The 22,188-nt window shown below is 39.9% G+C and carries 14 protein-coding genes, 25 tRNA genes, 2 rRNA genes, 1 riboswitch and 1 other annotated feature (1 of these 43 only partly in view); of the genes, 37 read left to right on the top strand and 4 right to left on the bottom strand.

Annotation, left to right across the window (positions count from 1 at the left end; genetic code table 11):
* From IGK53_RS11860 to IGK53_RS11715, 30 genes are all read left to right on the top strand, one after another.
* Positions 1-78 (top strand): 23S ribosomal RNA (locus IGK53_RS11860) (it extends 2,837 nt beyond the left edge of the window).
* Between the two features lie 96 nt (positions 79-174).
* Positions 175-290 (top strand): 5S ribosomal RNA (gene rrf, locus IGK53_RS11855).
* Between the two features lie 13 nt (positions 291-303).
* Positions 304-376: transfer RNA gene (locus IGK53_RS11850), tRNA-Val, on the top strand.
* Between the two features lie 3 nt (positions 377-379).
* Positions 380-452: transfer RNA gene (locus IGK53_RS11845), tRNA-Lys, on the top strand.
* 7 nt (positions 453-459) lie between these two features.
* A tRNA-Leu gene (locus tag IGK53_RS11840) sits at positions 460-541 on the top strand.
* A 17-nt stretch (positions 542-558) separates the two neighbouring features.
* A tRNA-Thr gene (locus tag IGK53_RS11835) sits at positions 559-631 on the top strand.
* Positions 632-642: 11 nt separating this feature from the next.
* Positions 643-714: transfer RNA gene (locus tag IGK53_RS11830), tRNA-Gly, on the top strand.
* Positions 715-730: 16 nt separating this feature from the next.
* Positions 731-816 (top strand) — tRNA-Leu (locus IGK53_RS11825).
* A 10-nt stretch (positions 817-826) separates the two neighbouring features.
* Positions 827-900, top strand: a tRNA-Arg gene (locus tag IGK53_RS11820).
* Positions 901-909: 9 nt separating this feature from the next.
* Positions 910-983 (top strand) — tRNA-Pro (locus IGK53_RS11815).
* Positions 984-1,002: 19 nt separating this feature from the next.
* Positions 1,003-1,075: transfer RNA gene (locus IGK53_RS11810), tRNA-Ala, on the top strand.
* Positions 1,076-1,102: 27 nt separating this feature from the next.
* Positions 1,103-1,176 (top strand) — tRNA-Met (locus IGK53_RS11805).
* A gap of 13 nt (positions 1,177-1,189) precedes the next feature.
* Positions 1,190-1,263 (top strand) — tRNA-Ile (locus IGK53_RS11800).
* A gap of 23 nt (positions 1,264-1,286) precedes the next feature.
* Positions 1,287-1,376: transfer RNA gene (locus IGK53_RS11795), tRNA-Ser, on the top strand.
* 11 nt (positions 1,377-1,387) lie between these two features.
* A tRNA-Met gene (locus IGK53_RS11790) sits at positions 1,388-1,461 on the top strand.
* 19 nt (positions 1,462-1,480) lie between these two features.
* Positions 1,481-1,556 (top strand) — tRNA-Asp (locus IGK53_RS11785).
* A 1-nt stretch (position 1,557) separates the two neighbouring features.
* Positions 1,558-1,628, top strand: a tRNA-Gly gene (locus IGK53_RS11780).
* Positions 1,629-1,640: 12 nt separating this feature from the next.
* Positions 1,641-1,714 (top strand) — tRNA-Ile (locus tag IGK53_RS11775).
* Positions 1,715-1,738: 24 nt separating this feature from the next.
* A tRNA-Ser gene (locus IGK53_RS11770) sits at positions 1,739-1,826 on the top strand.
* A 21-nt stretch (positions 1,827-1,847) separates the two neighbouring features.
* A tRNA-Glu gene (locus IGK53_RS11765) sits at positions 1,848-1,919 on the top strand.
* A 23-nt stretch (positions 1,920-1,942) separates the two neighbouring features.
* Positions 1,943-2,032, top strand: a tRNA-Ser gene (locus IGK53_RS11760).
* Between the two features lie 11 nt (positions 2,033-2,043).
* Positions 2,044-2,117 (top strand) — tRNA-Met (locus IGK53_RS11755).
* Between the two features lie 19 nt (positions 2,118-2,136).
* Positions 2,137-2,209 (top strand) — tRNA-Asp (locus IGK53_RS11750).
* Positions 2,210-2,212: 3 nt separating this feature from the next.
* Positions 2,213-2,285: transfer RNA gene (locus IGK53_RS11745), tRNA-Phe, on the top strand.
* 4 nt (positions 2,286-2,289) lie between these two features.
* Positions 2,290-2,360 (top strand) — tRNA-Gly (locus IGK53_RS11740).
* 12 nt (positions 2,361-2,372) lie between these two features.
* Positions 2,373-2,446 (top strand) — tRNA-Ile (locus IGK53_RS11735).
* Between the two features lie 11 nt (positions 2,447-2,457).
* Positions 2,458-2,529: transfer RNA gene (locus IGK53_RS11730), tRNA-Glu, on the top strand.
* Positions 2,530-2,715: 186 nt separating this feature from the next.
* A riboswitch (SMK box riboswitch) is annotated at positions 2,716-2,795 on the top strand.
* Complete coding sequence (gene metK, locus IGK53_RS11725; RefSeq protein ID WP_430604804.1) at positions 2,793-3,986, top strand: methionine adenosyltransferase; 1,194 nt, start codon at positions 2,793-2,795, stop codon at positions 3,984-3,986. It overlaps the preceding riboswitch by 3 nt.
* A 130-nt stretch (positions 3,987-4,116) precedes the next feature.
* Positions 4,117-5,589: an MDR family MFS transporter gene (locus IGK53_RS11720; protein WP_002292733.1), complete on the top strand. Its 1,473-nt coding sequence runs from the start codon at positions 4,117-4,119 to the stop codon at positions 5,587-5,589.
* Between the two features lie 82 nt (positions 5,590-5,671).
* Positions 5,672-6,460, top strand: a complete 789-nt coding sequence (locus IGK53_RS11715; RefSeq protein ID WP_002316096.1) for an alpha/beta hydrolase — start codon at positions 5,672-5,674, stop codon at positions 6,458-6,460.
* A 69-nt stretch (positions 6,461-6,529) separates the two neighbouring features.
* On the opposite strand, the gene IGK53_RS11710 is transcribed toward IGK53_RS11715, so the two are convergent.
* Positions 6,530-7,195, bottom strand: a complete 666-nt coding sequence (locus tag IGK53_RS11710) for a TetR family transcriptional regulator (RefSeq protein WP_002292735.1) — start codon at positions 7,193-7,195, stop codon at positions 6,530-6,532.
* A 114-nt stretch (positions 7,196-7,309) separates the two neighbouring features.
* Here IGK53_RS11710 and IGK53_RS11705 point away from each other — a divergent pair, with 114 nt between their 5' ends.
* Together IGK53_RS11705 and IGK53_RS11700 are read left to right on the top strand one after the other, a co-directional pair.
* Entirely contained in the window at positions 7,310-9,022 is a 1,713-nt protein-coding gene (locus IGK53_RS11705) for an ABC transporter ATP-binding protein (RefSeq protein WP_002329921.1), read from the top strand.
* 2 nt (positions 9,023-9,024) lie between these two features.
* Positions 9,025-10,794 (top strand): ABC transporter ATP-binding protein, encoded by a 1,770-nt coding sequence (locus tag IGK53_RS11700; RefSeq protein WP_002292737.1) that lies wholly within the window; start codon positions 9,025-9,027, stop codon positions 10,792-10,794.
* Between the two features lie 202 nt (positions 10,795-10,996).
* Here IGK53_RS11700 and IGK53_RS11695 read toward each other — a convergent pair whose 3' ends face one another.
* The 3 genes from IGK53_RS11695 to IGK53_RS11685 are packed head-to-tail and all read right to left on the bottom strand — an operon-like array spanning position 10,997 to position 13,175.
* The gene (locus tag IGK53_RS11695) at positions 10,997-11,563 is read right to left on the bottom strand and encodes a class I SAM-dependent methyltransferase (RefSeq protein ID WP_002292250.1); all 567 of its coding nucleotides are present in this window, start codon (positions 11,561-11,563) and stop codon (positions 10,997-10,999) included.
* Positions 11,563-12,519 carry a TIGR01212 family radical SAM protein gene (locus IGK53_RS11690; RefSeq protein WP_002285909.1) on the bottom strand — a complete coding sequence of 319 codons (957 nt, stop codon included), beginning with the start codon at positions 12,517-12,519 and terminating at the stop codon, positions 11,563-11,565. The genes IGK53_RS11695 and IGK53_RS11690 overlap by 1 nt, the downstream gene beginning before the upstream one ends.
* A complete protein-coding gene (locus IGK53_RS11685; protein WP_002329922.1) occupies positions 12,519-13,175 on the bottom strand; it encodes a phosphatase PAP2 family protein in 657 nt (218 codons plus the stop codon). Before IGK53_RS11685 ends, IGK53_RS11690 begins: the two co-directional genes overlap by 1 nt.
* Positions 13,176-13,543: 368 nt before the next feature.
* On the opposite strand from IGK53_RS11685, the gene IGK53_RS11680 reads away from it, so the two are divergent.
* The 5 genes from IGK53_RS11680 (at position 13,544) to IGK53_RS11660 (ending at position 22,176) form a co-directional block, all read left to right on the top strand.
* Entirely contained in the window at positions 13,544-15,550 is a 2,007-nt protein-coding gene (locus tag IGK53_RS11680; RefSeq protein ID WP_430604802.1) for a LysM peptidoglycan-binding domain-containing protein, read from the top strand.
* 69 nt (positions 15,551-15,619) lie between these two features.
* Positions 15,620-15,826: a binding site (T-box leader), on the top strand.
* Positions 15,827-15,971: 145 nt separating this feature from the next.
* Positions 15,972-18,386, top strand: coding sequence for a leucine--tRNA ligase (gene leuS / locus IGK53_RS11675; protein ID WP_002292255.1), 2,415 nt, complete (start codon positions 15,972-15,974; stop codon positions 18,384-18,386).
* 180 nt (positions 18,387-18,566) lie between these two features.
* Positions 18,567-19,637, top strand: coding sequence for an FUSC family protein (locus tag IGK53_RS11670; RefSeq protein WP_002292256.1), 1,071 nt, complete (start codon positions 18,567-18,569; stop codon positions 19,635-19,637).
* A 224-nt stretch (positions 19,638-19,861) separates the two neighbouring features.
* On the top strand, positions 19,862-20,176 hold the full coding sequence (locus tag IGK53_RS11665) for a PTS cellobiose transporter subunit IIB (protein ID WP_002292257.1): 315 nt from the start codon (positions 19,862-19,864) through the stop codon (positions 20,174-20,176).
* 20 nt (positions 20,177-20,196) lie between these two features.
* Complete coding sequence (locus IGK53_RS11660) at positions 20,197-22,176, top strand: BglG family transcription antiterminator (protein ID WP_002292258.1); 1,980 nt, start codon at positions 20,197-20,199, stop codon at positions 22,174-22,176.
* The last annotated feature ends 12 nt before the right edge of the window (positions 22,177-22,188 follow it).

Below are 22,188 nucleotides of genomic sequence, written 5' to 3'. Positions count from 1 at the left end.
ATCAGGTAGATAGGTCAGGAGTGGAAGTACAGTGATGTATGGAGCGGACTGATACTAATCGATCGAGGACTTAACCAATAGGTTAAAAAGAAAAGAACTCGGAAAAAAACTTATAGAACTTCAAATCCAGTTTTGAGTGAACAAAATTTACTCAATAAAAAGATAACACCACAGTGTGGTGGCGATAGCGAGAAGGATACACCTGTAACCATGCCGAACACAGAAGTTAAGCTTCTTAGCGCCGATTGTAGTGAGGGGTTGCCCCTTGTGAGAGTAGGACGTCGCCACGCTTAAGTTATCCATGGAGGTTTAGCTCAGCTGGGAGAGCATCTGCCTTACAAGCAGAGGGTCAGCGGTTCGATCCCGTTAACCTCCATATGAGCCGTTAGCTCAGTTGGTAGAGCATCTGACTTTTAATCAGAGGGTCACAGGTTCGAGCCCTGTACGGCTCATATTTTTGCGGGTGTGGCGGAATTGGCAGACGCACTAGATTTAGGATCTAGCGCCTTACGGCGTGGGGGTTCAAGTCCCTTCACCCGCATAATTTAAGTTTTACATGCCGGCTTAGCTCAGTTGGTAGAGCATCTGATTTGTAATCAGAGGGTCGAGGGTTCAAGTCCTTTAGCCGGCATCTTTAAACACGCGGAAATAGCTCAGTGGTAGAGCACCACCTTGCCAAGGTGGGGGTCGCGGGTTCGAACCCCGTTTTCCGCTTTGCCAAAGCAATCGCGCCGGGGTGGCGGAACTGGCAGACGCACAGGACTTAAAATCCTGCGGTGAGTGATCACCGTACCGGTTCGATTCCGGTCCTCGGCATTTCAAATATGCGCCCATAGCTCAACTGGATAGAGTGTTTGACTACGGATCAAAAGGTTAGGGGTTCGACTCCTCTTGGGCGCGTTAATTAAACGGGAAGTAGCTCAGCTTGGTAGAGCACTTGGTTTGGGACCAAGGGGTCGCAGGTTCGAATCCTGTCTTCCCGATAATTATAAATTTAAACACGGGGCCTTAGCTCAGCTGGGAGAGCGCCTGCTTTGCACGCAGGAGGTCAGCGGTTCGATCCCGCTAGGCTCCATTTCATTTAAATAATGAATATCTTTTTCGCGGTGTAGCTCAGCTGGCTAGAGCGTCCGGTTCATACCCGGGAGGTCGGGGGTTCGATCCCCTCCGCCGCGATTTTTAAGAGCCTGGACCTTTAGCTCAGTTGGTTAGAGCAGACGGCTCATAACCGTCCGGTCGTAGGTTCGAGTCCTACAAGGTCCATTGTGGCGTTGTAAGTTTCATATGGAGGATTACCCAAGTCCGGCTGAAGGGAACGGTCTTGAAAACCGTCAGGCGGGTAAAACCGTGCAAGGGTTCGAATCCCTTATCCTCCTTTTCATATTATCGCGGGATGGAGCAGTCTGGTAGCTCGTCGGGCTCATAACCCGAAGGTCGTAGGTTCAAATCCTGCTCCCGCAATTTAAAAACTAAAAACACTGGTTCCGTGGTGTAGGGGTTAACATGCCTGCCTGTCACGCAGGAGATCGCGGGTTCGATTCCCGTCGGAACCGCCATGCGGGTGTAGTTTAGTGGTAAAACCACAGCCTTCCAAGCTGTTGTCGCGAGTTCGATTCTCGTCACCCGCTTTTAGTTTTTATGGGCCTATAGCTCAGCTGGTTAGAGCGCACGCCTGATAAGCGTGAGGTCGATGGTTCGAGTCCATTTAGGCCCATTAGTACAAAATCTTATTGGTTTTGGGGAAGTACTCAAGTGGCTGAAGAGGCGCCCCTGCTAAGGGTGTAGGTCGGGAAACCGGCGCGAGGGTTCAAATCCCTCCTTCTCCGTTTCAATATTTTGTTTTACCTGGCCCGTTGGTCAAGCGGTTAAGACACCGCCCTTTCACGGCGGTAACACGGGTTCGAATCCCGTACGGGTCATTAAATTCAATATAGTTTTACATGGAGGATTACCCAAGTCCGGCTGAAGGGAACGGTCTTGAAAACCGTCAGGCGGGTAAAACCGTGCAAGGGTTCGAATCCCTTATCCTCCTTTTCATATTATCGCGGGATGGAGCAGTCTGGTAGCTCGTCGGGCTCATAACCCGAAGGTCGTAGGTTCAAATCCTGCTCCCGCAATTTAAAAACTAAAAACACTGGTTCCGTGGTGTAGGGGTTAACATGCCTGCCTGTCACGCAGGAGATCGCGGGTTCGATTCCCGTCGGAACCGTTTGGCTCGGTAGCTCAGTTGGTAGAGCAATGGATTGAAGCTCCATGTGTCGGCAGTTCGATTCTGTCCCGCGCCATTATGCGGGTGTAGTTTAGTGGTAAAACCACAGCCTTCCAAGCTGTTGTCGCGAGTTCGATTCTCGTCACCCGCTTTTAGTTTTTATGGGCCTATAGCTCAGCTGGTTAGAGCGCACGCCTGATAAGCGTGAGGTCGATGGTTCGAGTCCATTTAGGCCCATTTATTTTATTGGCCCGTTGGTCAAGCGGTTAAGACACCGCCCTTTCACGGCGGTAACACGGGTTCGAATCCCGTACGGGTCATGGAAGATACTTGATGAGTATCTTTTTCTTTTTATCTGAAAGAATGATTTTAAAAGGCTTAGCAGAGTTATCTTTATAGATGATTGTGCTAAGCTTTTTTGGATAAATCTAACGTAAAATATTTATATTTTTTAAGCAAAAAAATGAAAAAATACGAGCAGAAAACTGTTTTATCTGCTATACTTGGTTCGTTGCAAGTTCCCGAAAGGATCCGTAGGACGGAGATGCCTTGTAACCGAATTTAACTAGGGGGAATCATTATAATGGTAGAAAGACACTTATTTACATCAGAATCTGTTTCTGAAGGACATCCAGATAAAATCGCTGACCAAATCAGTGATGCAATCTTGGATGCAATTTTAGAACAAGACCCAACAGCACGAGTAGCGTGTGAAACATCTGTAACAACTGGGCTTGTTTTAGTATTTGGAGAAATATCTACGACGGCATATGTAGATATCCAAAAAGTTGTACGGGAAACAATAAAAGAAATTGGTTATACACGTGCAAAATTCGGATTTGATGGAGATACAGCAGCTGTATTGGTTGCGATTGATGAACAATCTCCTGATATTGCTCAAGGAGTTGACGAAGCACTTGAGATCCGGGATGAAGATAAAAAAGACGTATTAGATGAAATTGGTGCTGGCGACCAAGGGTTAATGTTTGGTTTTGCTGTAGATGAAACACCGGAATTAATGCCTTTACCAATCTCTTTGAGTCATCGTCTGGTACGCCGCTTGGCAGATTTACGTAAATCAAATGAATTAACGTATTTACGTCCAGATGCAAAATCTCAAGTCACAGTTGAATATGATGATCAAGGACAACCTGAACGCGTAGATACAATCGTTATTTCAACACAGCATGATGATGCAGTAGATAATGAAACAATTCGTCATGATGTCATCGAAAAAGTAGTGAAGGAAGTTATTCCAGCTGAATTATTAGATGATCAAACAAAATATTATATCAATCCGACTGGCCGATTTGTCATTGGTGGTCCTCAAGGGGATGCCGGATTAACAGGAAGAAAGATCATTGTTGATACGTATGGCGGTTATGCTCGTCATGGTGGCGGTGCTTTTTCTGGTAAAGATGCGACAAAAGTTGACCGTTCTGCCAGCTATGCTGCACGTTATATTGCTAAAAACATCGTTGCAGCAGGGCTTGCTCGCAAAGCAGAAGTACAGCTAGCTTATGCGATTGGTGTTGCTCAACCTGTTTCGATCTCCATCAATACTTTCGGTACTGGAACGGTTCCGGAAGAAGAATTGATTGCTGCAGTGAGAGAAAACTTCGATCTTCGGCCAGCAGGAATCATCGAGATGCTTGATTTGCGTCGTCCGATTTACAAACAAACAGCTGCTTACGGTCATTTTGGTCGTACAGATGTGGATCTGCCTTGGGAACATACGGACAAAGTAGATGCATTGAAAGCAAGTTTAGCAAAATAAGCTATATTCAGCTGGAACGATCGCCGAATGGTGGTTGTTCCAGCTTTTTTTATGGCAGTGCACCTCTTGAAAAAGATAGTGAGTATTTATCTATTTTTAGATCCTGTCATGATGAAAAAGGAGGAATAAGATGAAAAAAGAAACAAATGTTGCTTTAGTCACAGTGAGTGTTTTCATTGCAACGTTCATGACGGCTATTGAAGGAACAATCGTAACAACCGCTATGCCAACGATCGTCGGCTCATTACATGGAATGGAAATCATGAACTGGGTATTTTCGATTTATTTGCTGACAAACGCTATGCTTACTCCGATTTACGGAAAACTTGCGGATAAAGTGGGACGAAAACCAATTTTTATTTTTGGGACATTATTGTTTATTATCGGTTCGTTATTTTGCGGTTTATCTCAAAGCATGATTGGGTTGATTGCTGCTCGTGCGATTCAAGGGATGGGCGCTGGAGCAATGATGCCAGTAGCTTTGACGATCATCGGCGATCTTTATTCTATTGAGAAGCGAGCAAAAGTTTTAGGTTTGAATAGTTCAGCTTGGGGGATTGCCAGTGTTTTTGGACCGCTCGCGGGAGGATTCATCGTTGAAACGATCAGCTGGCACTGGATCTTTTTTATCAATGTGCCGATCGGAATTCTATTAATTATTTTTATTTGGCTATATTTAAATGAACCAAAAATCATACATGAGTCTAAACCAATGGATATTTTTGGTAGTTTTAGTTTGATGGTCATGCTTGTCTCATTGCTGTTAGGATTCCAATTATTAGGAGACGAAGGAATGAGTCCGCTTGTTTCTGCTTTGCTGCTAGGTAGTATCGTACTGTTAGGTATTTTTATTTTTGCCGAAAAAAGAGCTAAAGATCCTGTCATCATGATGTATTTATTCAAAAATCCACTATTTGTTGTGGTCAACTTGGCTGCAGCATTGGCTAGTGGTTTTTTGATGGGAATCGATGTTTATATTCCTATGTGGATGCAAGGTGTATTAGGACTGAATGCAGCAATTGGTGGGTTGGTATTAGCACCATTATCACTAGTCTGGATGGTCGGTTCTTTCCTTGCAAGCAAGTGGATGACTCAAATGAAAACTCATTGGGTCTTGAGAATTGGACTACTAATCGCAGCTATTGGGGGCGCTTGGTTGTATCTTATGCCTTTCAGAAGTAACTATTTATGGTTTTTTGCTATATCAACGGTCATCGGTATAGGCTTAGGTGTGACCATGACTACCTCGACTGTCAGTGCACAAAATAGTGTATCTCGTGATCAGCTTGGTGTAGCAACTTCTTTTAATACGTTAGTTCGAACAATTGGTCAAACAGTCATGGTTTCTATTTTTGGTTTATTGATAAATGGGGTAACTAAACGAGAACTTGCAGCAGCAAATTTAACAAATGATACGGATATCATGAACAAACTGGTGAATCCACAAACGGCTAAATATATCGATGCGGATATTCTATTGCCATTAAGAAAAATTCTTTATGATGGGTTACATTCCGTTTATCTAGTTGGCTTGTTACTCGTGATCATTGCTTTGGTCTTAACGCTTTTCGTTCATGAAAAAAGTGGTAAAATAAAACAGTAGTTTCGGTCGAGACATGTACTTTGCCGAATCATTCAAATTTAAAGTTATTCAAAAATAATTTCTTACTAAGGAAGGCGAAAATATGGCATTTATTCAAGCAAATATTTATTCGAATGTATTAGAAATGGAAGTCAATCTAAATGTGATACTTCCACAAACAACTAAAAAGGTGATTGGCACCAGTTCAGAGCAAGCGACAACGGACATACCTGTTTTATATTTACTTCATGGGATGGGTGGCAATCATAGTGTATGGGAAAGACGTACGTCGATTGAACGTTATGTAGCAGACTACGGATTAGCTGTCATCATGCCATCTACTGATCTTGGCTGGTACACAGATACGGTTTATGATATGAAATATTGGACGTTCATTGCAGAAGAGCTACCTGAGATTTGTCATGAACTATTCCCACAATTAACAAGAAAAAGGGAAAAAACATATGCCGCTGGATTATCGATGGGCGGATATGGCGCATTAAAACTAGGCCTTGCAAAATCAGAAAATTTCGCAGCAGTAATCTCTCTTTCAGGCGCTGTTTCTGTAGGAAACCGAATGGATGATCTTTTGATGGTTCGTAAAGCAGCCTTTTGGGAAGGAATCTTTGGACCATTGGATCAAATCGAAGGTTCAAAGAATGATCCACAATATTTATTGAAAGAATTAGTAAAAAGCGGAAAACCAGTCCCAAGGTTTTATATGGCTTGTGGGGAATCTGATTTTCTTTATCAAGCAAATCAGGAAATGGTATCTGCTATGCAGGAACAAGGCTTAGCGGTCACCTTTGAACAAGGACCTGGCGATCATAATTGGATCTTCTGGGATCAATGGATCCAACGTGCATTGGTGTGGCTGATGGAAGAAAAGTAAAAAAGAGACTTAAAAAGATAGCTCCTATAGAGATCACTTTGTTGGTGACCTTTATAGGAGCTTTTTTTATCAATTGTTTTCTCTTCTTTTATTTTGTTGGCATAAACCTTCAATATAGGTTTGTGCACTCGTTAGAAAGAGTGCTTTTTCATTCAATTCTGCATGGGACTGCATACTTTCTTTAGATCCCTCTAATTGATTTTCAACTACATAATTACGCATAAATAGAACTGTTTCTTTCAAAAATTCATTTCCGTCCATAATCTTTTGCCGAAGCTGTTGTTCATGCTGCTGATCCATTAGCTGTCCAATCAATAAATTGTGGAGAGAGGCAATGGCCTGATGACTTTGGGTGACTGAAAATCCTTCACGAACAAGTAGTTGGATCATTTGTTCCAAATGTTCTAATCGACTCGGAAAAGCGGGCACAGTATTGATTTCTAATTCTGCCCCACAAGGAAAACGTGTGTAAAGGTCATAGTAATTTTCCATATACTGCAACAATTGTTCATTCCAGGGCAAAGTTGGATCTGGAAGCGCTAATTCTTCTTCCATTGTTTCAGCCATTTTCTGCAAAAGCTGTTGTTTATTTTTGAAATACCAATATAAAGCAGGTGCTTGAACGTGAATTCTGTTTGCGATGTTTCGCATGGAAAGCTGCGAAAGAGCTTGTGTTTCAGCCAAGATATCAAAGGCGGCCTGAATGATGATTGCTTGAGAAAGCTTTATTTCCATTTTATCAACCTCGTGTATTGCATTATCTTTTTAAACATGGTAAATTGTTAGTCGGTCTAATTTTACAGTGTTAAATTAGTCCTGTCAATTTAAACAAAGGGGTGTAATCAACGAATGAAATTAATCTTACGACATGCGAAAAAATATAAAGTAGCTGTTTTTATTTCCTTGCTGTCCGTAGCAGTCATGGTTGCAGCAGCATTATGGCAACCTAAATTACTACAGCAAGTATTGGAAGCTATTATTACAGAAGATAATGATGAAATGAAAACAATCGGTATTTATCTGATCAGTCTGGCTTTGCTAGGATTAGCTGCAGGTGTAACGAACACGATTTTCTCTGCGAAAGTAGCTCAGGGCGTAAGTGCAGATATCCGAGAAGAAGCTTTTCGAAAGATCCAGACATTTTCATTTGGGAATATCGAACAGTTCTCTGCTGGGAATCTTGTTGTTCGTCTAACAAATGATATCACGCAAATCCAAAATTTAGTGATGATTTCTTTGCAATCACTTTTTCGAATTCCATTCTTATTTATTGGTGCCTTCATTTTAGCTATGATCACGATGCCACAATTGTGGTGGATCATCGTAGCGCTTATCGTTACGGTATTTCTTATCACGGCACTTTCATTTACACGGATGGGTAAGCACTTCATGATCATTCAAAAACTGATTGATCGTGTAAATAGCATTGCAAAAGAAAACTTACTAGGGATTCGTGTAGTGAAATCATTTGTACAGGAAGAAAACCAATTGAAGACATTCAGCAAAGTAAGTGAGGACTTAACAAAACACAACATCATAGTCGGTACATTATTTTCTGTGATGATCCCGTCCTTCATGCTGGCTGCCAATTTAGCTGTGGTTGGGGCGATCTTCTTTGTGAGCGATCTTGTTAAAGATGATCCTACATTAATTGGTGGAATTGCTTCATTCATGAATTACTTGATGCAGATCATGATGGCGATCATTATCGGCGGAATGATGATGATGATGACTTCAAGAGCAGCCGTATCGCTGAAGCGGATTGCGGAAATTTTAGATGCTGAACCAGATCTTACTTATTTAGACGTTCCAGAACAAGAGCTGACGGGTTCTGTCACTTTTGACCATGTTTCTTTTCGTTATCCTGGTGAGGATACAGATACGCTTAAAGATATCAGCTTTTCTATCAAACCTGGAGAAATGGTCGGGATCGTCGGTGCGACTGGCGCCGGGAAATCCACACTAGCACAGCTGATTCCTCGTCTATTTGATCCAACAGAAGGAAAAGTAGAAGTAGGTGGTGTAGATCTTCGCCAAGTAAATGAAAAGAGTTTAAGACAAACGGTGTCCTTTGTTTTGCAAAAAGCAATTTTATTCTCAGGAACGATTGCTCAAAACTTGCGCCAAGGAAAAAAGAATGCAACAGAAAAAGAGATGGAGCATGCTTCTTCTATTGCTCAAGCAAAAGAATTCATCGAAAAGCTATCTGATCGTTACGAAGCACCAGTAGAAGAACGAAGCAGCAATTTTTCTGGTGGACAAAAGCAGCGACTATCCATTACTCGTGGTGTTATCGGTGATCCAAAGATCTTGATTTTAGATGATAGTACGAGTGCATTGGATGCTCGCTCTGAAAAACTGGTCCGAGAAGCACTTGATCGAGATTTGAAGGGAACAACGACGATCGTCATCGCACAAAAAATTGCTTCTGTTGTCAAAGCAGACCGCATCTTAGTATTGGATGAAGGTAGATTAGTCGGCGAAGGAACCCATGAGGAATTGGTAGCTGGAAACCGTGTCTATCAGGAAATCTTTGAAACTCAAAAAGGAACGGAGGAGTAAGTATGACTGATTTAATAAAAGCAAGTAAATTTTTCTATCACTATTTGAAACGGTACAAACTCTCCTTTTTCTTTATCTTTATCACAGTAATTATTGCTACCTATCTACAAGTAAAAGCACCTCAGTATATCGGGGAAGCTTTCCAAGAATTAGCAAATTACGTAGGTGGCTTGATGCAAGGCGTAGATGATAAAAGCAAATTTGTTTCTGTAATATGGAAACTCTTGTTGTTTTATGTATTAGCTAGTGCAGCCAACTTTATCTATAGTATTTTATTCACTCAAGTAGTAGGAAAGTCAACGAACCGAATGCGTATCGGTTTATTCAACAAATTGGAAAAATTGACGATTCGCTTCTTTGATTCTCATCAAGATGGTGAAATTTTAAGTCGTTTTACCAGTGACTTAGATAATATTCAAAATAGTTTGAACCAAGCATTGCTTCAAGTCATCACGAATGCTGTTTTACTTGTCGGAATCTTGATTATGATGTTTCGTCAAAATGTAGAATTAGCTTGGGCTACGATTGCTTCTACTCCAGTAGCTATTTTGATAGCTGTCTTGATTATTCGAAAAGCGCGAAAATATGTGGATCTTCAGCAAGATGAAGTGGGAAAACTGAATGGCTATATGGATGAAAAAATCAGCGGACAACGTGTCATCATCACAAATGGCTTACAAGAAGAAACGATTGAAGGATTCTTAGAACATAATCAAAGTGTTCGCGAAGCAACGTTCAAAGGACAAGCTTATTCTGGCCTACTATTTCCGATGATGCAAGGAATGTCACTAGTCAATACAGCAATCGTTATCTTTTTCGGCGGCTGGTTAGCATTGAATGGCGATTTGGAACGTTCGGTGGCGTTAGGCTTAGTTGTGACATTCGTCCAATATTCACAACAATACTACCAACCATTGATGCAGATTTCTTCTGGGTACAGCATGATCCAATTAGCAATTACAGGGGCAAGACGATTAAATGAAATGTTTGATGAAAAAGATGAAGTCAAACCAGAAAACGGTAAAGCATTTGATGGAGTAGAACAAGGACTTGCCTTGCAACACGTAGATTTTGGTTATTCTCCAGAAAAACTAGTCTTGAAAGATGTCTCAATCAATGTGGACAAAGGAGAAATGGTTGCTCTTGTTGGACCAACCGGATCTGGGAAAACGACGATCATGAATCTGCTGAATCGTTTTTACGATGTCAATGATGGGTCAGTAGTAATCGATGGAATAGATATCCGAGAGTATGATCTAGATGCATTACGTAGACATGTAGGAATCGTTTTGCAAGAATCCGTCTTGTTCTCTGGCACCATCAAAGACAATATCACATTCGGTAAACCAGATGCTTCAGATGAAGAAATCATCAATGCAGCAAAACAAGCGAACATTCACGACTTTATCATGACGTTAGAAAAAGGGTATGATACAGAGATATCCGAAGAAAACAATTTGTTCAGTACAGGTCAAAAGCAGTTGATCAGTATTGCTCGAACGATCATCACAAATCCATCTTTATTGATTTTGGATGAAGCAACAAGTAATGTAGACACGGTAACAGAAGCAAGGATCCAAAAAGCAATGGATGAAGCAATCAAAGGAAGAACCAGCTTTGTGATTGCTCACCGGCTGAAAACGATCTTGAATGCAGATAGAATCGTTGTCTTGCGTGATGGGGAAGTCATTGAAGAAGGCAGTCATCACGAGCTATTAGCAGAAAATGGATTTTATGCGGAACTTTATCATAATCAATTTGTATTTGAATAAAGAGGTTGTGAAAAAGCTGTCCTGCATCAAGTAATAAGAACAGCCAATCAAAAACAGCTTCTCATGTTTTTGATTTGGTTGGACTTATTACCGCAGATGCAAGCTTTTGAGCACCGTGAATAAAGAGGTTGTGAAATCAACGCTCTAACCTGAGTACTAGAGAAAAAAACGCAAAACATATCATTTATGTTTTGCGTTTTTTTTATCTTTTTTTCTCGATACAATATAAAATAGGCGGCTGGTTCTTTTGGTTGATAAACCGATAATTCAGCACATTATATGTTTCCTGTGGCAGTTTGGAACAAAAAGAATCAACCATATCCAGTTCTTTTTCTCCGCCTTCATGACCATAGTAGACAACAAGGATCAATCGTCCGCGAGGCACAAGTCGTTTCAATATTTCTTCCATAGCTGTGCGTGTAGTCTCTGGCATAGTGATGATTGCTTTATCACTTTTTGGGAGATACCCTAGATTGAAGATCCCTGCTTTGAGATCTTGTTGTTCAGCTATTACTTCTCCTAACGTTTCGTGGCCTTGTAGAAACAATGAGACACGTTCTTCTAACTGATGCTGTTCTAGCTTTTCACGAGTAGCATCGATTGCTTGTTGCTGGATATCGAAACTATAGACATGACCAGTTTTTCCGATGTGTTCTGCTAGAAAAACCGTATCGTGGCCATTGCCCATCGTTGCATCTACGACGTGATCTCCTGGTTGCAAGATTTCTTGCAGTAATGTATGGCTGAAATACAAAGCAGTTTGCAACATCAGACACTCACCTTTTTCCGTACATCATATTTTCCTTGGAAGCTATCTCTGCGAAGAAGTTCTTCATCAATTGCATTCAAGACTTCCCATTTTTTCAAGCTCCACATTGGTCCAATCAAGGAATCCCACGGCGCATCCCCTGTCAAACGATGGATGATGATCTCTTTTGGTATCATTTCCAGCTGGTCGCAAATGACATTGACATAGTCAGGACGGCTCATTAATTGAAGTCGACCTTCATGATAGTCTCGCAACATTCTCGTTTTGCGCATCAGATGCATCAAATGGAGCTTGATTCCTTGGATATCGGAATCTAAAATAGTGCGTCTGACATTTTCTTTCATCATTTCTAAACTTTCGCCTGGTAATCCGTTGATCAAATGCGTACAAACACGGATATTATGTTTGCGTAATTTAGCCACGCCATCTAAATAAGTTTGATAATCATGTGCTCGGTTGATCAGTTTTGAAGTTTCTTCAAAAGTTGTTTGCAATCCAAGTTCTACCCATAAATACATCCGCTCGTTCAGTTCAGCAAGGTAATCAACTACTTCATCTGGCAGACAATCCGGTCGTGTACCGACTGATAATCCTACGACACCTGGTAAATTGACTACTTGCTCAAATCGTTCTTTGATTATTTCAACTGGCGCATGGGTGTTTGTAAAATTTTGGAAATAAACGATGTATTGTTGGACATGAGGCCATTTTTGATGCATCATGTCGATTTCTTTCTGGAATTGGATTGGAAGTGGATCTTCAGGTGCAACGATCATATCACCCGAACCAGATACACTGCAAAAAGTACAACCGCCATGGGCAACAGTCCCATCTCGATTCGGGCAGTCGAACCCTCCATCGATCGGCACCTTGAAAATTTTCCCGCCAAACTCATTTCGTAAAGCATAATTCCAAGAATGATATCTTTTATTTCCTTCTGAATAAGGAAAAGTCATTAAAAGTCCTTCTTTCTGTAAGAGTTACCTATTTGTTTTCTTTTTTCTCTATACACTGGATAAGTCAGGCACAGCCAAGAAAAACTGAGTAAGTAGCCGCCGATGATATCGGTAGGAAAATGAACACCCAGATAAATGCGGCTTATCCCGACACTTACTATAATAAACACCATCAGCAATTGAAGCAATGTACGTAAGGTTCTTTTTTGAACAAAAGCTGGCAGCAGAAATAGGAAAGAGCCGTAAAGAATCATACTGCCTGCTGCATGTCCACTAGGGAAACTGTAACTTGTTTCAACCACTAAGTGTGTCAATGAAGGGCGCTCTCGCATGAAAAATAGTTTGATCAACGGGTTGATGATTCCAGCAATTACAATAAATCCAGAAACGAACCAAACTGTTTCTGCCCTTTTTTTCTTATACCACATCCATAAAGCCGTACAAGCAAATAAAATGATGACGGTAAGAGGATTACCGAATTTAGTCATAAAGAGTTGGTAGCTGTTCAGATCAGGATAAGAAGCTCTGACAATGTCTGTAAACCACTGATCGAAACCAGAAAGCCACGATAGATTGAACTTTACGATCCAGCCCAAAATAAAAAACAGGACAAGAAAGAAGCTGCCAGTCACTTGAAATGATGTTTTATATTTCATACAATTCCTCCTTTGAAGCAATGACTTATTATAGCATTTTTGGTCCAGCGAAAAAAACGGTAAAGAGATAAAACCCATGCATGATCCCTCTTTGAATAACCAATATTCTTATAAAAAAATAACTGTAATCGGAAAGACATTTTTTGGTAATACAAATGAAATGTTAGGAAAATAAAATCAGTGTTTTTCGAAATCCTTGTAAATAAGAACATAGACGTAGGAAGAACTTAAAAATGAACAGAAGTTGTTCATTACGGTAAATTACAATATGATTACAAAAAACAACAAAGCTCTTAAATAACTTTTAATAAATATTAAGAGAAGTTATAATTATTAATAATAGATAAATTGAAGTTGGAGGATAGAAGATGGAAAACATTGCAAGAAAAGAACGGAGACGTTTAGAACAGACCAAACGTTTTCGAAAAGCAAAACGAGGGGCAGCAATCGTGGGAACTGCGATGGTAGGCTGTTCTGTCGCTGCTCCATTAGTACAGCCGGTTCCTGTTCAAGCGGATGAAACACCTGTTCAGTTCGGCGCAAGAATCAATACAGCGGCATTTATTACAGAAATTGCTACTTATGCGCAGCCAATTGCTCAAGCCAACGATTTGTATGCATCAGTGATGATCGCACAAGCAGTTGTAGAAAGCGGTTGGGGCAGTAGTGCGTTATCGCAAGCACCTTATTATAATCTTTTTGGGATAAAAGGCAGCTATCAAGGACAAACTGTCTACATGGATACGCTTGAATTTTTAAATAATCAATGGGTAAATAAAAAGGAGCCTTTCCGACAATATCCTTCTTTTGCTGAATCGTTCAATGACAATGCCTATGTACTTAGAAATACTTCATTTGGCAACGGTTATTACTATGCCGGTACTTGGAAGAGCAACACGAGATCCTATACAGATGCGACAGCTTGTTTGACAGGTCGTTATGCGACTGACCCTGGTTATGCAAGCAAATTAAATAATATCATCACGACTTACGGATTGACCCAATATGATACACCAGCTAGCGGAAACGCGGGCGGTGGAGCCACTACAGGTGGGAATAATACTGGAAGTACAGGTAGTACTAGCGGTTCAAGTAATTCTGGTAATACAAACTCAGGTTCAGCAACTTCGACCACTTATACTGTTCAATCTGGCGATTCTGTTTGGGGAATCTCCAATAAATTCGGTATTACAATGGATCAATTGATTCAATGGAACAATATCCAAAACAATTTCATTTACCCAGGACAAAAACTAACGATCAAGGGTAGCCAAGAAAATGGCTCTTCGACGAATAATTCTGGTAACAATACCAATTCTTCAGGAAATGCTGGTACATCAAACGGAGGACAAACAACTGGGGCGAAATACACTGTTCAATCTGGCGATTCTGTTTGGAAGATCTCAAATGATCACGGAATTACGATGGCTCAATTGATTGAATGGAACAATATCAAGAATAATTTTGTTTATCCAGGACAACAGCTGATCGTATCAAATGGCGGTTCCTCTAATACTGGAGCAAATACTGGCAACACAAGTGGTTCAAATTCGTCTAATTCAAGTTCTTCTAATACGGCTTCAGGAACGAAATACACAGTGAAAGCCGGAGACTCTGTTTGGAGTGTCTCCAACAAATATGGAATTACGATGGCTCAACTGATCCAATGGAACAACATCCAAAATAACTTTATTTATCCAGGACAACAACTGACTGTTTCAAACAGTGGGTCAACAAACAGCGCATCAAGTAATACAGGTTCGTCAGCCAATACAAATAACAGCAGCTCAGCTAATACTGGCAGCAGTTCGTCTCAAGGCACTTATACAGTCAAGGCGGGTGAATCTGTTTGGAGCGTAGCGAATAAAAACGGCATCACGATGAATCAGCTGATTGAATGGAATAATATCAAAAACAACTTTATTTACCCAGGACAGCAATTGATCGTTAAAGGCGGCAATTCAGTAAATACCAATACAGGTTCAACTACTTCGGCAGCGAAACCAAATACACCGAATACGTCTACTACAACAAGTACATCATCCTCTGGTAATACGATGTATACCGTGAAAGCAGGCGAGTCAGTTTGGAGCGTAGCGAACAAACATCATATCACGATGGATCAGTTGATCGAATGGAATAATATCAAAAATAATTTCATCTATCCTGGACAACAAGTGATCGTGAAGAAAGGTTCGTCTCAAACAACAAACCAACAAGCACCTGCAGGTTCGAAAACCTATACTGTGAAATCTGGAGAATCTGTTTGGGGTGTTGCTGACAGCCATGGTATTACAATGGCTCAACTAATCGAATGGAACAATATCAAAAACAACTTTATTTATCCAGGTCAAACATTGATTGTAGCTAAATAAAATAGCTGTTCAAAGAAATAACGATTGAATTCCACAAAAATATTTGTTACTATAAGGCTACTTAAATATGACAACACTTGAAAAGGAAGTAGTAAAAAGACTGAAGTTTCAGAGAGCACATGGTTGGTGAGAATGTGTACGGATGCTTTTGAACTCGCCTTTGAGTTGCCCTTGCTGAATATTCGAGTAAGCAAGTGGCGGTGACGGCCGTTACAACGTTCGAGGCCTTTTCATTAAGGTAAAAATAGGTGGTACCGCGTAGATTACGTCCTATAAAAAGAGCAATCTTTTTATAGGATTTTTTTATTTCTTTTGTGAAGTTTGAGAAAACAAAGTAAAAGAAAACAAAAAGAAACAGATTCTGCCGGTTTTTTTCGCTATAATAGAAACAAGCGTTTTTAATAGAACAGGAGGACAGAAAATGAGTTACAATCATAAAGAAATAGAGAAAAAATGGCAAAAATACTGGGCAAAAACGAATACCTTCAACACCCATGATGATCCTGAAAAACCAAAATTTTATGCACTAGATATGTTTCCCTATCCATCCGGACAAGGGCTCCATGTAGGGCATCCTGAAGGGTATACGGCAACGGATATCCTTTCCCGTGTGAAAAGAAGTCAAGGATACAACGTACTGCATCCAATGGGGTGGGATGCATTCGGTCTACCTGCTGAGCAATATGCGTTAGATACAGGAAACGATCCGGCTGAATTTACCCAAAAAAATATCGAAACATTCCGACGCCAAATCAATTCTTTAGGATTTAGTTATGACTGGAATCGCGAAGTGAATACAACTGATCCAGAGTATTACAAATGGACACAATGGATCTTTACGAAGCTTTATGAAAAAGGCCTGGCTTATGAAGCAGAAGTAGCGGTAAACTGGGTACCTGAATTAGGAACAGTTATTTCAAATGAAGAAGTGATCGATGGAAAAAGTGAACGTGGTGGCTATGACGTAGTCAGAAAACCAATGCGCCAATGGATGCTGAAAATCACTGCTTATGCCGATCGCTTATTGGATGATCTAGAACTAGTTGACTGGCCAGAAAGCATCAAGGAAATGCAAAGAAATTGGATCGGGCGTTCAGTGGGAGCAAATATTGAATTTAAAGTGGCTGGTACGGATAAATCCTATACCGTGTTTACGACACGACCAGATACTTTATTCGGTGCAACTTACTCGGTTCTCGCACCTGAACTAGATCTTGTTAGAGAAATTACGACCCCTGAACAAAAAGCTGCTGTAGAAGCTTATATCGAAGAGACAGCTAAAAAATCAGATCTGAAGAGAACAGATCTTGCAAAAGAAAAGACAGGAGTATTTACTGGTGCTTACGCAATCAATCCAGTCAATGGCAAAGAAATCCCAATCTGGATCGCTGATTATGTATTAGCTTCTTACGGCACAGGAGCAATCATGGCTGTTCCAGCACATGATGAACGTGACTTTGAATTCGCTCAAACTTTCGGACTAGAGATTCTTCCAGTTATCGAAGGTGGAGATGTTCAAAAAGCTGCTTACACAGAAGATGGTACGCACATCAACTCTGAATTTTTAAACGGTATGAACAAACAAGAAGCAATCGACAAAATGAATGAATGGCTAGAAGAAAATGGCGTAGGGAAGAAAGAAGTCAGCTATCGCTTACGCGACTGGCTATTCTCCCGTCAACGTTACTGGGGTGAACCAATCCCAATCATCCACTGGGAAGACGGAACAGTCACAGCTGTCCCAGAAGAAGAGCTACCATTACGTTTGCCTAAGACAAAAAATATCAAGCCAAGCGGTACTGGTGAATCTCCATTAGCAAATATTGAGGAGTGGGTCAATGTCGTTGATCCTGTAACAGGTAAAAAAGGCCGTCGCGAAACGAATACAATGCCACAATGGGCAGGAAGCTCATGGTATTACCTGCGTTATATCGACCCTCATAACAAAAAAGAACTAGCAGATTATGAAAAGTTGAAGCGTTGGCTGCCAGTTGACATCTACATTGGTGGAGCAGAACATGCGGTACTTCATTTACTATATGCACGATTCTGGCATAAATTCTTATACGATATCGGTGTTGTTCCTACAAAAGAACCATTCCAAAAACTATACAATCAAGGAATGATCTTAGGCGAAAACAACGAAAAAATGTCAAAATCTCGCGGTAATGTAGTCAATCCTGATGATGTGGTTGAAACTTACGGTGCAGATACACTGCGCATGTACGAAATGTTCATGGGACCATTAGACGCTTCGATTGCTTGGAGCGAAAATGGCTTAGAAGGAAGCCGCAAATTCTTGGATCGTGTATGGCGCTTGATCGTTGATGAAAACAATAAAATGCGTGATCGTATCACTACATTGAATGACGGCAAACTTGATAAAGTGTACCATCAAACAGTGAAAAAAGTGACAGAAGACTATGAAAATCTTCATTTCAATACAGCAATCTCCCAATTGATGGTCTTTATCAATGAAGCCTATAAAGTGGACGCTCTGCCTTATGAATATATCGAAGGATTTGTTCAACTACTCGCACCGATTGCTCCTCACATAGGTGAAGAACTATGGTCAATCCTTGGAAATGAAGATGGTATTTCTTACGCACCATGGCCAACATATGACGAAGCAGCACTTGTGGAAGACGAAGTAGAAGTTGTTTTCCAAGTAAACGGTAAAGTTCGTGCGAAAAGCAATGTTCCCCGAGACTTAGGGAAAGATGAGCTAGAAAAAGTAGCATTAGCCAATGAAACAGTGCAAGAATATATCGAAGGCAAAACAGTCAGAAAAGTTATTGCGGTACCAAACAAGTTAGTCAATATCGTTGCTAATTAAATAACCTGATAAAAGCAGTTGGCAGAATCTCTGTCAGCTGTTTTTTTGTAAAAAAAAATGAATAGGGAAAATAGTTGACAAGAAAATAACAACGCCATATGATGTTCCATAGTATTTACAACCTGTCATAGTTGACTGTGAAAAATATAGAAATAAAAGTAAAAGAAAGGACGACAACAGGTGGGTTTTTATCAGTCTCTGCAACTAGATCCGTTTATTTTAAAACAAAAAATACGAGAAGCAACTTCTAGAAAAGAAAAGCGCATGTATATTTGTTCATTGTTTTTACGATCATTATTTATCGTATTATTTGCCATTTGTTTTATTATTTTCATTACAACATTGTTTGAATCGACGCATAAACCATACGCTGTGGTTTTATTCTGTATGTTGATGAGTATTCGTTTTGTTGATTTTGGTTATAAGATTTTTCATTCGATCATTAGTTTAGCCATCGTTATGCTCTCACTATTAACAGCGCCTTATGTCCAACTGATCAAATGGTCAGGTATGGGCGTGTTGATTCATTTTATTTTACTAAGTAGCATATTACTGGCAACTGCTAGTGACCCTAAAATGGGAAATGCTTCTTTGTACGGTTTTTCTTATCTTTTTATTGTTTATTCGTTACCTAAAGATTTGTTGAACAAGGATTTCTTTACACAAACAGGTAGCTTATTGTTTTTATTTTTTTGTTGGTTTTCAGTTATCCTTTATAGAAAACATCGAGAAAAGAATAGAGGCAAAAGCTTATTCAGAAAGAATTTTTTGAAAGATATTTATTCGCAACAAAAAATTTGGATGCTCAGCTATGCGTTTGGTATCAGTCTTTTGATTGTCGCAGGAGAATATGTCCCTTTTCAACGATTGATGTGGGCAGGGTTTGCATTTTCTTCTATTGTATCTAGCTATGGATTGATGTCGATTGGTTTCAAAGAACGAGCAGTAGACAGAATTATCGGCTCATTGATCGGATGTGCTTTATTTATTGGTATCAGCCAATTTATTCCGTTTGCGTGGGTCGGTATATTGGGTGGACTAGCTTTAGGTATTTGTTCTACCTATAGATATAAAACAATTTTTAATTGCTTTGGTGCTTTGACAATCGCTGCAAGCTTATTTGGTGTTCCAGGAGCAGTAACGATCCGTATTTTTGAGAATATCCTTGGGGTATGTTTAGGAATCATGTATATTGGGGTGACTGAGATACTTATCCGCAAAATAAGAGAAAAACACGGTTTGAATCATTAGATGAGATCGAATAAAAAAATAAGGAAAAAGTGAAGATACACATGGATGATAAATTGCTATCATTCCATGTGTATCTTTTTTACGGTAAATCAGTGAAATGCTCTACGTTCATTATTCAAGAGATGATACACATTTTTTCCGTAATGCTACGGAAATATATATTTTGAATAGAAAACGCTTACAAGTTATGCTTGGTTTATAAAAATAAAAGGAGTGATTGATTTATGAAAAAAGCATTGATTATTTGTGCAGCAGGAATGTCATCATCGATGATGGCCTCAAAGACAACGGATTTCTTTAAGCAAAAAGGAGAAGAGATACTCGTAGATGCAGTTTCAGCTACAGAAGGCGATAATATGATTAAGAATAGTGATTTTGATTTATTTCTGATCAGCCCGCAAACGACGATGTTTTTGGATAAATTCAAAAAATTAGGAGAATCTGTTGGAAAGCCTGTTGTTAGTATCCCTTTCCAAGCGTATGTCCCAATCCCTACAGGCATCCAGAAGTTAGCAGAGGTGATCGAAGAGAACATATGATGGAATAGGAGTGGATGATAATGAAACAGAAGGAAAAATTACTGTTGAGATATTTGATTGATCACAGGAAGGAGTATGTCACCAGTCAACGTTTAGCTTCTGAATTGTTATTATCTGATCGGACAATCCGTAATTACTTGCAGCGGATCAAAGAGTTAGTAGAAGAAAACGGAGGTAAGATCATTGCTAAACCAGGTTATGGTTACCAACTGCATATTTTACAAAGACTGACATTTGATCTGTTTTTGAGTCGGCAAGAAATAGTACCGGGATATGCTAGAGAGCCTCAAGGATTTTATGAGTCGGAAGACCGACAAAAGTATATATTGAACCAACTGCTTTTGGAAGATGCCATTCTTTTTATGGATGATTTGGCAGAAGAGCTTTATATCAGTCGTTCTAGTTTGACAAAGGACATGCAAGAAATCAAAGAGCGGTTGATTTCTTATTCACTAAAAATTGTTTCTAAGCATGGTCAAGGGATATGGATCGAAGGGGAAGAAAGAAATCGACGGCATTTTATCATGGATACTTTTTTCGGGAACCATTATGGGAATTCATTGAAAGAATATTTAGGACAAAGTCGCTTTTTCACAGACATCAGTTTTGAAGAGCTAGTGATCATCATTCTCGATGAAACAAGAGAAGCTAAGTTAAAAGTTTCTGATTTTATCATACAGAATTTGTCCTTACACTTGGCTTTGGGAATCAAACGTCTACGAGAAGGGTTTGAAATCAAGGAACTAGGTATCGAACAAGAAGTTTCTGATCGAGTAGAGTATCAAGTCGCGCAACGCATTGTTCAACGTATTGAGGTAATCGCAGATGTATCGTTTCCCCAAGAAGAAATTGCTTATTTGACTTTACACCTTATGGCTAAGTCAAATCATAGAGAAAATAAAAATGATCAGGAACTATCAAAGGAAGTAGCGAAAGTTTTGAAACGATTGTCTCAGGAATTTCGTTTTTCATTAATAGAGGATCACCAGCTTTTCAATGGTCTACTCGATCATTTGTCACCAATGATGATTCGATTGAGCCGAGGCATTCGCATTGAGAACCCTCTGACTGAAGAGATAAAGGAAGAAAATCCCAAAGTTTTTGAAGCAGTAAAAACGCATTTCAGCAACATGCCGGCTTTGAAAAACTATACCATCAATGAAGATGAATGGGCCTATTTGGCTTTGCATCTCATGGCGGCATTGGAAAAAGAAAGAGCTACGCATAAATTGCATGCGTTGATCATCTGTGCAACGGGTTACGGCAGTGCCCAATTATTAAAGAATCGTGTAGTCAGTGAATTTGGAAAAAATATTACAGTGGTAAATGTAAAAGGCTATTATGAGATCAATGAAACAACTTTAAAAGGAATCGACTTGATTATTTCTTCTATTGATCTTTCGACAATGTTTTTTAAAATTCCAGTTTTACATGTCAGTATTTTTTTGAATGAAGATGATGTTCATAAAATACGAAAGGTAATTGGTGAATCTATACCTTATCATTCCTCAGATCGACCGATACCAGCATTTTCTCTACAGCAAAAAAAGCAGATTTACACCGAACAGCTGTCTGAAAAGTTTTTCAAGACTTATACGTACGAACCGAAAAAAGAAGAAGTTCTTCATGATTTGTTGCAAAAGCTGAGCATAAATGAAGAAGAAGGATATATAAGAGAAATGCGAAAGCAGATCCAGCAACGTGAAAGTATGGGACAAATCATATTCAGTGATACAGTGGCAGTCCCACATCCCGCTGTTCCAGTTGGAATCGAAACAAAGATAGCCGTTGCATTGATTCCTTCAGGGATGCAATGGAATCAGTATCAAGGAATCCATTTTGTTTTTCTAGTTTCGCCTTCTTATATCGAAAATGAAGGAATTACGGTCGTGACCAAAGCAATCGTTAGGTTAGTTGACCAGCTAAACGTGCAACAGGAAATCTTAGCTGAACCTATTTTTGAGAATTTCAGCAGTAAATTTATCAAATTGATCGAATAAGGAGGAAAACAG

Source organism: Enterococcus sp. DIV1224, from assembly GCF_050555455.1.
Taxonomy (GTDB): Bacteria; Bacillota; Bacilli; order Lactobacillales; family Enterococcaceae; genus Enterococcus_B; species Enterococcus_B lactis.
The sequence above is the reverse complement of the archived record's forward strand: the minus strand, read 5'-3'. Positions and strand labels throughout refer to the sequence as shown.

What these genes read in the sequence shown, in the direction of transcription:
- leuS (WP_002292255.1), top strand. Translation starts at nt 15,972, where the DNA reads ATGAGTTACAATCATAAAGAAATAGAGAAAAAATGGCAAAAATACTGG.
- IGK53_RS11715 (WP_002316096.1), top strand. Translation starts at nt 5,672, where the DNA reads ATGGCATTTATTCAAGCAAATATTTATTCGAATGTATTAGAAATGGAA.
- IGK53_RS11660 (WP_002292258.1), top strand. Translation starts at nt 20,197, where the DNA reads ATGAAACAGAAGGAAAAATTACTGTTGAGATATTTGATTGATCACAGG.
- IGK53_RS11720 (WP_002292733.1), top strand. Translation starts at nt 4,117, where the DNA reads ATGAAAAAAGAAACAAATGTTGCTTTAGTCACAGTGAGTGTTTTCATT.
- IGK53_RS11680 (WP_430604802.1), top strand. Translation starts at nt 13,544, where the DNA reads ATGGAAAACATTGCAAGAAAAGAACGGAGACGTTTAGAACAGACCAAA.
- IGK53_RS11690 (WP_002285909.1), bottom strand. Translation starts at nt 12,519, where the DNA reads ATGACTTTTCCTTATTCAGAAGGAAATAAAAGATATCATTCTTGGAAT.
- IGK53_RS11700 (WP_002292737.1), top strand. Translation starts at nt 9,025, where the DNA reads ATGACTGATTTAATAAAAGCAAGTAAATTTTTCTATCACTATTTGAAA.
- IGK53_RS11685 (WP_002329922.1), bottom strand. Translation starts at nt 13,175, where the DNA reads ATGAAATATAAAACATCATTTCAAGTGACTGGCAGCTTCTTTCTTGTC.
- metK (WP_430604804.1), top strand. Translation starts at nt 2,793, where the DNA reads ATGGTAGAAAGACACTTATTTACATCAGAATCTGTTTCTGAAGGACAT.
- IGK53_RS11665 (WP_002292257.1), top strand. Translation starts at nt 19,862, where the DNA reads ATGAAAAAAGCATTGATTATTTGTGCAGCAGGAATGTCATCATCGATG.
- IGK53_RS11695 (WP_002292250.1), bottom strand. Translation starts at nt 11,563, where the DNA reads ATGTTGCAAACTGCTTTGTATTTCAGCCATACATTACTGCAAGAAATC.
- IGK53_RS11705 (WP_002329921.1), top strand. Translation starts at nt 7,310, where the DNA reads ATGAAATTAATCTTACGACATGCGAAAAAATATAAAGTAGCTGTTTTT.
- IGK53_RS11710 (WP_002292735.1), bottom strand. Translation starts at nt 7,195, where the DNA reads ATGGAAATAAAGCTTTCTCAAGCAATCATCATTCAGGCCGCCTTTGAT.